The following is a 10,944-nucleotide window of genomic DNA, read 5'->3' as shown; positions in this document are numbered from 1 at the left end:
GCAAGACTGTAATCCTTACAAGTCCGCCTACGATAATCACTAACTCCTGTATCTAACATATAAGTCAACTTTTGTGTCAACCTATTTTAGGACGAGGCAAAGGCATAAGGTAGAAAGCCCCGACATCGTCGGGGCTTTCGTACAAAAGTGCTTTGAGAAAAGATCGATCCAGGTAAAGTTTGATCCACCTAAGTTCCCCCTTCGGGGGACAGGGGGCCGGGGACAGGGGGCCGGAGCGTGCGTGCTTAAAACTTCGGCATCGGGCGCACGGGCGGGCGCTTCATCAGCCATTGGTAAAAGAGCGGGAACTCACGGCGCCAATCGGCCTCGCGGTGCTGGCCCTCGGGGCGCACGACGGTAGCCATGGGTCCTTTCGAAAGCTGGCGCAGCAGCCGCGCGATGCGCTCCATGTCCGGAACCATCTCCTTGCTCTCTTTCTCCCCTGCGTAGAAATACAGCCGGCCGCGTACGCGGCTGCCCTGGCGCAACACGTCTTTCTGGATATCCGGGGCCACCCAGAAGGCAGGTGAAAACACCCCGGCGCCGCCGAACACATCGGGGTAGCGCAGGATGGCATACATCGAGATCAGGCCACCCATCGAGGAGCCGGCGGTATAGGTCTCGAGCGGACGCCGGCTCGTGCGGTAGCGGGCGTCGATCCAGGGCTTCAGCGTCTGCACCAGGAAGTCGACATACTGGGCACCTTCTCCCTTGCCGAAGCGCGCCATATCATAAGGGCTGTACTCGTTGATCCGCGTGGCGCCGCCGTGGTCGATGCCCACCACGATCGCTTCGCCGTACTTCCGGCCCAGCGTATCGAGCGCTTCGTCTACGCCCCACTCGCCGGAGAAGCCGGTGCTCTCGTCGAACAGGTTTTGCCCATCGTGCATATACAGTACCGGGTAGCTGGCGCGGCTCGTGGCATAGGAAGGCGGCAGGTAGATCCAGATGCGGCGGTGGCGGTTCAGCTGCGGAATATAAAAAGCGGTGTCGAGGATGCGCACATTGGCGGAGGCAGTGCTCACTTTGGGCTTCGGCGCAAAGCGGTGCTTCCACCCTTCCACCCGCAGCTCGACGAGTGTATCCCCGGCGATCAGGATCGTACGGTTGGGGCGGTCTTCACCTGCGGCGCCGGTTTCTACGCGGTCCCAGGAGCCGTTGGTAAGCTTGAAGCTCAGAGGCCCCGGAGGCAGGGTGAGCATGATCCCCTGCGATCCGCTGTCGACCTGCCGGAGCCGGTAGCGCTCGTCGGACGGGTTCCAGTTGTTCTGCGGACCGGCAAAGTAAACAGAGTCGCGGCTTTGCGCGGGCGTGGTCATGAGGCGGAGAAACACCTTGTGCTGGGCCGATGCGGAAAAGCTGCCGGCGAGCAGCAAGATGGAAAGAAGCTTATGCATGGATACCGGATTCACGGAGCGTGCCCAGATAGGTACGCACCTGTTGGTGAAGGCCCTGCGAGAGCGGTACTACCGGCAGGCGCAAATAGTTCTTGATGATGCCGAGCTCCGCCAGGAACGCCTTCACCCCTGCCGGGTTGTTCTCGGCAAAGAGCAGGTCGTAGCCCACGAGCAGGCGGTTGCTGAGGGTGCGCGCGGTAGCGAAGTCGTTGCCGAGCGCGAGGCTGATCATCCGGCTGAAGTCTTTCGGGAAGCAGTTGGCGGCCACCGAGATCACGCCGTCCATGCCGAGCGCCACCTGCGCCATCGCCAGGTTGTCGTCGCCGCTCACCACCATGAAATCGGCCGGTGCGTCGCGGAGGATCTGCATGCACTGGGCGAGGTTGCCGGAGGCTTCCTTGATGCCGTTGATATTGGCGAAGTCGCGTGCGAGCCGCACGGTGGTTTCGGCCGTCATATTGGAGCCGGTTCGGCCCGGTACGTTGTACAGGATGATGGGGCGCGTGGTGGATTCGGCAATGGCCTTATAGTGCTGGTAAATGCCTTCCTGCGAGGGCTTGTTGTAATAGGGCGATGCCGAAAGGATGGCAGCGGCCTTCTCCACCGGGAAGGAAGCGATCTCCTCGATCACATGGGGCGTATTGTTGCCACCGGCGCCGATCACTACCGGCACGCGGGCCGCCACCGAGGAAAAGGTGCACTGGATCACGTCGCGCTTCTCCTCCTTGCTGAGGGTCGGCGTTTCACCGGTCGTGCCGAGGGTCACCACGTAGTTGACGCCCCCGTCGATCACGAAATGAACAAGGCGCTCGAGGGCCTTGAAATCGACGGCGCCTTGCTCGTCGAAGGGCGTCACCAGGGCCACGCCTGTGCCGCGTAACAAATCTTTCAACATATAGAGGTCGTTTCTTGTTTCGAAGCGTACTAAATCAAAAGTCAAAATTCAAAAGTCAAAATGCACTCGCTGTACCGGCTTTTGACTTTTGAATTTTGACTTCCGTAGGTAAAGCAGTTAACTATCAGGACGAAGCCTCCTCCAAAGGAAGCTCTTCCCAGAAGCCCATCTTGCCGAACTTCTCGATGCGGTCGTCGATGCGCTTTTCCGGGTCGAGGTCGCGGATCTCGGAGAGGGTGGTCAGGATCTGCTGCTTGAGGAGCTGCGCCGCCTCGTCGTAGTCCCAGTGGGCGCCACCGGCGGGCTCGGGCACGATGGTATCGACAAGTCCGAAGGATTTCATGTAATCGGCCGTCAGCTTCAGCTGCTCGGCGGCGATCTCCTTCTGGGCCCAGGAGCGCCACAGGATGGTGGAGCAGTTCTCGGGGGAGATCACCGTATACCAGGCATTCTCCATCATCAGGATGCGGTCGCCGACACCGATGCCGAGGGCACCGCCGGAAGCGCCTTCGCCGATGATCACTACGATCACAGGCACCTTGAGGCGGATCATCTCGTAGATGTTGCGGGCGATGGCCTCGCCCTGGCCACGCTCCTCGGCCTCAAGGCCGGGGTAGGCACCGGGCGTATCGATGAGGGTCACGATCGGCTTGTTGAACTTCTCGGCGAGGCGCATGAGGCGCAGGGCCTTGCGGTAGCCTTCGGGGTTGGCCATCCCGAAGTTGCGCAGCTGGCGCGTCTTGGTGTTGGTTCCTTTCTGCTGGCCGATCATCATCACGGTCTGTCCCTCGATCTGGGCAAAGCCGCCCACCATCGCCTTGTCGTCCTTCACGTTGCGGTCGCCGAACAGCTCCACGAAGTTGGTGGTCATCTTCTCGATGTACTTTAAGGTGTAGGGACGGTCGGGGTGCCGGCTCAGTTGCACCTTTTGCCAGGAGGTGAGGCTCCGGGTGATGGCCGTTCTGCGCTCCAGGATCTGGGCCTCGAGCTTTACTATCTGTTCGGAATAGTCGATCTTTTTCTGTTCACCGGAATGTTTCAACTTCTCGATCTCGTCGATCAGGTCTTTGATCGGCTTCTCAAAATCGAGGAATTGGCGGTTCGCGTTCGTGGGCATAGTCGGAAAATATGGCGATAAAAGTAGGAAATGATCTCAGATCTGGGATCGCGGATCTCAGATGTGCCTGAATAAGGGTTTCTCCAGCTGCCTGCGCCAGGATAATTTCACGCAGCGGCGCGGCGGTGAACGGCGCAGCGAGCCTGGTGGGTCTGAATAGATGCCCGGTAGCGTCAATTGGGAGGCAGGTGCCTGATTTGATGGTCATCGACCGGTACCGTGACGGGCCTCGAGTGGCGGTGCGCAAAAAGAAATTGTCGCTGCGCCGCCGTGCCGTTGCGCCGCTGCGTGCAACAGTGAGCATAGCGAACGCTTCCTGCAGGCAGATCCCAGATCCGACATCCGAGATCTGAGATTCCCTTTATATTTGCCGCAAACGTTGGCTGATGTCCAAACAGATTGAAGACTTTGACGCGAACCTGGCCGGTGAGGAGGGCAAGACCGAGGAAACGAAGACCAGCTGGTTCAAGCGCCTGAAAAAAGGGATCACGACGCCCTCTTCCGAGAAAAAGGAAACCCCCGAAGGCCTCTGGACCAAATGCCCGGAGTGCAACTATATCAGTACGGTGAACGACCTGCACGAGCAGCTCTTCGTATGCCCGAAATGCAATTTCCACCACCGCATCGGGTCCGACGAATACTACGAGATCCTCTTCGACGAAGGCCAATATACCGAGCTATTCGAGAACATCCGCTCCAAGGACTTCCTCGGCTTTACCGACCTGAAGCCCTACCAGAAGCGCCTCGAGGAGACCTGGTCCAAAACCGCGCTCAAGGACTCCATGCGCGTCGCCACCGGCACCGTGGACGGGCAGGGGCTCGTGGTGGCCTGCATGGACTTCGAATTCATCGGCGGCTCGCTCGGCTCGGTAATGGGAGAAAAGTTCTCCCGCGCCGTCGACTATTGTATCGAGCACCGCCTGCCGTTTATGGTGATCTCCAAGAGCGGCGGCGCCCGCATGATGGAAAGCGCCTTTTCGCTGATGCAGCTCGCCAAGACCTCCGGCAAGCTCTCCCGCCTCTCCGACGCGAAGCTCCCTTATATCTCCCTCCTTACCGACCCCACCTTCGGCGGCATCTCGGCCTCCTTCGGCATGCTGGGCGACCTCAACATCGCCGAGCCCGGCGCCCTTATCGGCTTCGCCGGCCCCCGCGTGATCAAGGAAACCATCAAGAAGGACCTTCCCGAAGGCTTCCAGCGCTCCGAGTTCATCCTCGAGCACGGCTTCCTCGATTTCATCGTAGGGCGTAAGGAGCTCCGGCAGAAGCTATCGACCGTGCTGACGCTGTTCAACAACTAATCCCCGGACTTTTTCGGACGCAGGCTACGGCCTGCGTTTTTTTATCAGACCGGGGCAAAAGGCAGAGCTCTGGCACGGGCTTTGCCCCACCGCCCGTACCACCGATTTTTCTATCTCGCCGGATGCAGCTAATTTGGCCCCTTTTCAAAGGCGCCCGGTGACCCAAATCCGGCGATTTCCCAATGGCACGAAAGAACAAAGCAATCGAGATCCGCAACCGCTCGGCCTGGCACGAGTACTTCGTGGACGACACCTGGGTGGCGGGCGTAGCCCTGCTCGGTACCGAGGTGAAGTCGCTGCGCGCGGGAAAAGCCTCCTTCAACGACAGCTACTGTCTCTTCAATGATGGTGAGCTCTGGCTCAAAAGCCTGCACATCGCCGAATACGTTCACGGTACCGTCAACAACCACGACCCGCTGCGCGACCGCAAGCTGCTGCTAACGAAGCGGGAGCTCAAAAAGATGGAAGGCAAGCTGAAGGAGAAGGGGTATACCGTGATCCCGCTGCGGATCTTCACCAACGACAAAAGCCTCATCAAAATGGAGATCGGTCTCGCGCGCGGCAAGAAGCTGTACGACAAGCGCGAAAGCATCAAAGCACGCGACACCGACCGCGACCTCAAACGCTACCTGAAATAAAACACCCGGCAAACCGTTAGAAACACCATGATCCGTATCTGGCCCCTGCTCTTCCTGCTGTTCCTCTCCCTGCCCGGGCGCGCCCAGGACGTCAACGGCTATTGGTACGGCACCGGCAACGTCGAGAACGGCGGATCCTCCAACAACTATATGTTCGAGGTGCTGCTGGAGCAGAACGGCTCCTCGCTCAAAGCCATCGTCAACTATTATTTCAAGAATTCCTTCCGCTCCTTCCGCATCAACGGATCCTTCAACCGGCAAAGCCGGCAGGTGGAGCTGTTCAACATCCCCATTACTTACTTCAACTCACCGGTGCACCTCGAGGTCGACTGTCCCATGGACTTCGTAGGCCAGCTGCGCGTGTCGCAGGTAAGCTCCAACATCCGCGGCTCCTTCCAGGGCCGCAAGGGCTACCAGAACACCTGTCCGCCGATCGTCTTCGACCTGAAGCAGAACAAGGACGCCGGCAACCGCGACTCCGTGATCGCTGCCATCGCACAATACCGCGAGCAGCACCAGTTCTGGACACCCACTGCCTACGATACGCTTGTGGCCGCCACGGTGATCCAGCGACCGGTGGTCAACTACGTGGTGGCTAACGAGTTTCTGAAGCGGCAGACCGAAGTCGCGGGCCAGGCCGACGTGCAGCGCGACACCGTCTCCGTCGATTTCTACGACAACGGCGAAGTGGACGGCGACTCGATCTCCGTGTTCTTTAACGGGCAGCTCCTCACCTTCAACCGGCTTCTGGGTACCAAGGCCATCCACTTCGACCTCGTGCTCGACCCGAACCGCGAGGTAAACGAGATCTCGATGTTTGCCAACAACCTGGGGCGCTACCCGCCCAATACGGCGCTGATGGTGGTGTGGGACGGCAAGAAGCAGCACGAGATCCGGCTGGCCTCCTCGCTGGACCGTAATGCTACGGTGCGCATTAAGAAGAAACGAAAGCCGGATACGGCTCCTAAATAACAAGAAGCCCCGGCCGCTGCGGCCGGGGCTTCTTCGTGACCTCACTTGCAGATATCGTGGTAGCGATAAGCCTCCTTACGGTAGCTGCGGGTAGCCGGATGATAGCGGTACCGGTGCTCGCCCACGCCGCAGGCGCCGGCATGTCCGAAGGTGATGAGCCGCTTCCGGCGCGCGTCGATCGTGCCCGGAAAGAGAGAGACCGAGTCGGTCAGATAATCGCTCTTCTCGAATCGTCCGGTGCCGCCCTGCAGGAAATAAGTATAGTAGCTGCCGCTGGTGCCGCCCTCGTTGGTCTTCAGGGCTACATCCTCCCGGCCATCGAAATTGAGGTCGGCAACCACGAGGTCGCCGTAGTCGTTGTCGAGGGCTTCCTTCTCCTGATTGACTCCCGTTATGAAGGATCGGACATGGCCCGGCGTGGGTACGGTATCGTAAAACAGGGGCCCGGTACAGCGCTGTGTGAAGGAGTCGCGAAGTGCCCCCGTTCGCGCATCGTATACCGCGAGGCGCCATTCGTCGTCGGTATCCTCCGGGGAGCGCCGCGTCCGGTGGAAATACAATACGTAGCGGCAGACGTCCGAAAGATGGTCGTAGCGATAGGCACGCTCCAGCACCGGCCCTTCGGGCGCCGGGGCCGTAGCCCGCAGGGCCGGGTGCTCCGCCGGCGTACCGGCCTCCCCGCCTTGCTCATGGCACGAGCTCAGCACCGGCAGACCACCGCACAGGAATAAAAGAAGGCCGGTGGCACTTCGGGAAAACGACCGGAACATCATACCCATATATTCTTCGGAAAGGTAGCGTGCCGCCGATCGGCTCGGGCAGGCCGCTCGCTAAATCCGGGAAAATGGCACCGGCCGGCCCAACCCTTTTTGGCGCACCGCAGTATATAAAGTTACTGACGCAGGAAAACACCAATCCGGCGGCGACTCCTAACCCGACACTGCCTATGTTCGCCTTCCACCACGACCGTAAACGGTACTTCGACATGCAGTACCGCGTAAGCACAGAAAGTATCCTTCCGCTGATCGAGGGGAGCATGCGCCTGCGCCCCGGCTTCCGCGTGCTGGAAGTGGGTTGCGGCGAGGGCGGCGTGCTCAAGGCCTTCGCCCGCAGGGGCTGCAGCTGCGTGGGCGTAGATCCCGACGGCGCGCGTATTCGCAACGGACGGCGCTGGCTGCAGGCCGAAGGCGACCCCGTGCTGCTGTTGGAGCAGAATATCTTCGCCGTGTCGTTGGAGCAGCTTGGCGGCGCTTTCGACCTCATCCTCCTCAAAGACGTGCTCGGCGAGATCCGCGAAAAAGAGCGGCTCTTTGCAATGCTCAACACCCTGCTAAAGCCCTGGGGACAGGTCTTCGCCTCCTTTTCGCCCTGGCAAATGCCCTTTGGCGGGCAGCAGCAACTATGCAGCAGCGGACTTTCGCGCCTGCCCTGGCTGCACTTGCTTCCACGCGCCCTGTACCGATACCTGTTGCAAAAAAACGGGGAGCCCTGCGAATCCCTGCTCGCGCTCCGCGATGCCCGCATCAGCATTGAAGGGTTCCGGCAACTTGCCCGGCAGCACGGCTTTTCAAGCGTCCGCGAAGTGCCCTACCTGCTCAACCCGATGTATACGCAGAAGTTCGGCTGGCCCGGATGCCGGCAGCCCTGGCCGCTCAGGCACCTCCCCTACCTCCGCAACTTTCTGACTACGAGCGCGTATTTCGTGGTACGCAAGAACGTGGCCGCCGCACAGCCTGCAGCGCCGCGCGCCTGGAGCCGGGGGCTCTTCGAAAGGTATTGGCAGCTACCCGCGTAGGTCCGGGCAAACCGGCGCGCCCGGAAAGCCCGTAATTTACCGGGCAAACGCCGCCTATGTTCCGCACGCTCTTCTTCCGCACGCTCCCGGGCCTTTCGCTTCAGCCCGAATCACTCTGGCACGAGTTGGAGGCGGCCTACCAGGAGCCGCAGCGGCACTACCATACGCTGGCGCACCTGGATGCGCTGGCGGAGGTACTGGCACCGCTGTGGACAGAGGTCGACGATGCCGCGACGCTGGTGCTGGCCATCGCCTATCACGACGCCGTGTACGACCCGGCCCGGCCCGATAACGAGGAGCGCAGCGCCGAACTGGCGGCTGCGCGCACCGATGGTTTCCTGGCAGCGCCGCAACAGCAACGCCTGCGCCGCCATATCCTGGCCACGAAGGCCCACCAGCCTGCCGGAGACCCGGATACCGACTTGTTCACCGATGCAGACCTGTCGATCCTGGGCGCTCCTGCCGATAGCTACGACCGCTACGCCGCCGACGTGCGCGCCGAATACAGCATATACCCGGATGCCCTGTACCGGCCCGGGCGGGCCGCGGTGCTGCGCAGGTTCCTGGCGGCAGACCGCGTCTTCAAGACACCGTATTTCTACAATCAGTACGAAGCTTCGGCCCGGGCCAACCTGCAGCGTGAGCTAAGCCGACTGGAAGCACCTGATTCCTGAGCAACCATGGTGCAGGAACGAATCCACTCCTCCCGAGTACTTCGAATAGGACGCAACGCCGGGAAAAATTACCAGGAAGGAAAGCCTTCTTCCCTCCGGATACACCACGTCAACATTCGATATTCCTTGTTCGATATTCGATATTCATTATTCCCCCTCCGTACCTTGCGCCCCGATGCCCTTTCTTGAAGTAAACGGACTGACCAAAGCGATCGGAACTTCCTTCCGGCTGGAGCCGATCGACCTGGTGCAGGCAGCAGGACAGCGCCTGGCCATCGCGGGCGCCACGGGCTCCGGTAAAAGCACGCTCCTGAAGCTTATCGCCGGGCTCGCACAGCCCGACGCCGGCACGGTACACCTCGAGAGCGCCCGGGTGTTGGGCGCCGACGAAAAGCTGCTGCCCGGTCACCCGCGCATCGCCTATCTCTCCCAGCATTACGAGCTGCGCCACCATTACCGGGTGGAGGAACTGCTCGAGTACGCCAACAAGCTGCCCTACCGCGAAGCCCTCTGGATCTACGACGTCTGCCGCATCACGCACCTGCTGCAACGGAAAGAGCACGAGCTCTCCGGAGGCGAAAAGCAACGCGTGGCCACCGCCCGCCTGCTCATCCAGCAGCCGGCGCTGCTCCTCCTCGACGAGCCCTTCTCCAACCTCGACCGCGCCCACAAGACCGTGATGCAGCAGGTGCTGCATGATATCGGCTCGGAGCTGGGCATTACCTGCCTCCTCGTGACGCACGACCCGCTCGACTCGCTTTCCTGGGCAGAAGAAATACTGGTACTGCAGGAAGGCCGCCGGGTGCAGCAGGCGGCGCCGCAACTCCTTTACCGGCAGCCTGCCAACGAGTACGTGGCCGGTCTCTTTGGGCCGTACAATCTATTTTCGCCCGGCCTGGCCGATGCGTTTGCCGGTACGATGGCGCTTCCTGCAAGCGGCCGCAAGGCCTTGCTCCGCCCCGAGCACCTGCGCCTCGCCCCGGTGTCGGAGCCGGGGGCCCGCGGTATCATCCAACGCCTCCGCTATTTCGGCGCACACTGGGAAGCCGACGTGCTGGTGGGAAACGCCACCCTAACGGTTCATTGTGCCCAGGAGCAATGGCGCACGGGCGACGAAGTAAGCGTGGTGCCGCAACCGGATACGTTGTGGTTTCTGTAGCCTGAACTGCGTCTTTCATGTCCTGGGCCACCGGCCAGCAGGAGTACCTTTGGGGCTGCAAAAGATCGTTATGAAAAACATTCTGCTCGCCGGCGCTACGGGTCATACCGGGCGCGCCATCGCTACCGAGCTGCACCGCCGGGGCCTTCCTTTCACCGCACTCGTTCGCAACAGCAGCCGCGCAGCGCTGCTCAGGGGTCTTACCGACAGCTTCCGCTATGCCGAGGCCACCGACCCGAACGCATTCACCGGTATTTCTACGGGACACGAAGTGGTGATCTCCGCACTGGGCAAATCGGTATCGCCTTTCGACCGGAGCAAACCTACTTTCGACCAGGTTGACCTCGCCGCCAACCGTGCGCTCATCAACGACGCGGCGCAGCAGGGTGTGCGCAAGTTTGTATATGTCTCGGCCTTCGGCGCGCAGAAGCACCCGGGGCTCCGGTACTTCCGCGTGCATCAGCAGGTGGAGGAGCAACTAAAAACTTCCGGGCTCGATTGGAGCATCGTGCGCCCGCCGGCACTGTTCAGCGCCTTCACCGACCTGCTGACGATGGCCCGTAAGGGACGCTTGATGCACCTGGGTGCCGGCGACAGGCAGACCAACCCGATCTGGGAGGGCGACCTCGCGCGGATCGTGGCCGACAGCATCGACACCCCTTCTTTCGAATGCGACCCCGGCGGTCCCGAGGTACTGACGCGGCGCGCCATCAACGAGCTGATCCAGCGGGTGGCAGCACCCCACAAAAAAATCCGGCAAGCGCCCCTGGGACTCATTAAGGCACTGCTGCCCCTGGTGAAACTAACGGACCGCAACAGCTACGACAAGCTGGCGTTCTTCACCGAAGTATACGGGGCCGATAATATTGCAACGCCGGTCGGGAGCAAACGGCTCGAGCAGTACCTGCGCGAGCAGGCCGCCGGCGCCGGCAGGTGAAGCCGGGCAAGCGCCGGTGGACAATGGGATCCTTTTGCGTGTTGCCTCCAACCATGCGC

General features: G+C 61.0%; 11 protein-coding genes. 7 read left to right on the top strand and 4 right to left on the bottom strand.

The window, feature by feature from the left end; translation table 11 throughout:
• Positions 1–245 precede the first annotated feature (245 nt).
• The 3 genes from ABD937_RS06380 to ABD937_RS06370 form a co-directional block, all read right to left on the bottom strand.
• The gene (locus ABD937_RS06380; RefSeq protein WP_345254367.1) at positions 246–1,397 is read right to left on the bottom strand and encodes an alpha/beta hydrolase; all 1,152 of its coding nucleotides are present in this window, start codon (positions 1,395–1,397) and stop codon (positions 246–248) included.
• A complete protein-coding gene (gene dapA / locus ABD937_RS06375) occupies positions 1,390–2,292 on the bottom strand; it encodes a 4-hydroxy-tetrahydrodipicolinate synthase (protein WP_345254365.1) in 903 nt (300 codons plus the stop codon). The genes ABD937_RS06380 and dapA overlap by 8 nt, the downstream gene beginning before the upstream one ends.
• Positions 2,293–2,416: 124 nt before the next feature.
• Positions 2,417–3,409 carry an acetyl-CoA carboxylase carboxyltransferase subunit alpha gene (locus tag ABD937_RS06370; RefSeq protein ID WP_345254363.1) on the bottom strand — a complete coding sequence of 331 codons (993 nt, stop codon included), beginning with the start codon at positions 3,407–3,409 and terminating at the stop codon, positions 2,417–2,419.
• Positions 3,410–3,795: 386 nt separating this feature from the next.
• Here ABD937_RS06370 and accD point away from each other — a divergent pair, with 386 nt between their 5' ends.
• From accD to ABD937_RS06355, 3 genes are all read left to right on the top strand, one after another.
• On the top strand, positions 3,796–4,710 hold the full coding sequence (accD, locus tag ABD937_RS06365; RefSeq protein ID WP_345254361.1) for an acetyl-CoA carboxylase, carboxyltransferase subunit beta: 915 nt from the start codon (positions 3,796–3,798) through the stop codon (positions 4,708–4,710).
• 182 nt (positions 4,711–4,892) lie between these two features.
• Positions 4,893–5,348 (top strand): SsrA-binding protein SmpB, encoded by a 456-nt coding sequence (smpB, locus tag ABD937_RS06360; protein WP_345254359.1) that lies wholly within the window; start codon positions 4,893–4,895, stop codon positions 5,346–5,348.
• A 27-nt stretch (positions 5,349–5,375) separates the two neighbouring features.
• Entirely contained in the window at positions 5,376–6,320 is a 945-nt protein-coding gene (locus tag ABD937_RS06355; RefSeq protein ID WP_345254357.1) for a hypothetical protein, read from the top strand.
• Between the two features lie 41 nt (positions 6,321–6,361).
• Here the strand turns inward: ABD937_RS06355 and ABD937_RS06350 are convergent, their stop codons facing one another.
• A complete protein-coding gene (locus ABD937_RS06350) occupies positions 6,362–7,099 on the bottom strand; it encodes an XAC2610-related protein (RefSeq protein WP_345254355.1) in 738 nt (245 codons plus the stop codon).
• A 167-nt stretch (positions 7,100–7,266) separates the two neighbouring features.
• Here ABD937_RS06350 and ABD937_RS06345 point away from each other — a divergent pair, with 167 nt between their 5' ends.
• The 4 genes from ABD937_RS06345 to ABD937_RS06330 all read left to right on the top strand — a co-directional run bounded on the left by ABD937_RS06345 (position 7,267) and on the right by ABD937_RS06330 (position 10,885).
• On the top strand, positions 7,267–8,115 hold the full coding sequence (locus tag ABD937_RS06345) for a class I SAM-dependent methyltransferase (protein ID WP_345254353.1): 849 nt from the start codon (positions 7,267–7,269) through the stop codon (positions 8,113–8,115).
• A gap of 56 nt (positions 8,116–8,171) precedes the next feature.
• Positions 8,172–8,789 carry an HD domain-containing protein gene (locus tag ABD937_RS06340; protein WP_345254351.1) on the top strand — a complete coding sequence of 206 codons (618 nt, stop codon included), beginning with the start codon at positions 8,172–8,174 and terminating at the stop codon, positions 8,787–8,789.
• A 175-nt stretch (positions 8,790–8,964) separates the two neighbouring features.
• Complete coding sequence (locus ABD937_RS06335) at positions 8,965–9,948, top strand: ABC transporter ATP-binding protein (protein ID WP_345254349.1); 984 nt, start codon at positions 8,965–8,967, stop codon at positions 9,946–9,948.
• 70 nt (positions 9,949–10,018) lie between these two features.
• Positions 10,019–10,885 carry an SDR family oxidoreductase gene (locus ABD937_RS06330; RefSeq protein WP_345254347.1) on the top strand — a complete coding sequence of 289 codons (867 nt, stop codon included), beginning with the start codon at positions 10,019–10,021 and terminating at the stop codon, positions 10,883–10,885.
• Positions 10,886–10,944 lie beyond the last annotated feature (59 nt).

The sequence above is a fragment of the Flaviaestuariibacter amylovorans genome, from assembly GCF_039541815.1.
In the GTDB taxonomy this organism is placed as follows: domain Bacteria; phylum Bacteroidota; class Bacteroidia; order Chitinophagales; family Chitinophagaceae; genus Flavisolibacter; species Flavisolibacter amylovorans.
The sequence above is the reverse complement of the archived record's forward strand: the minus strand, read 5'-3'. Positions and strand labels throughout refer to the sequence as shown.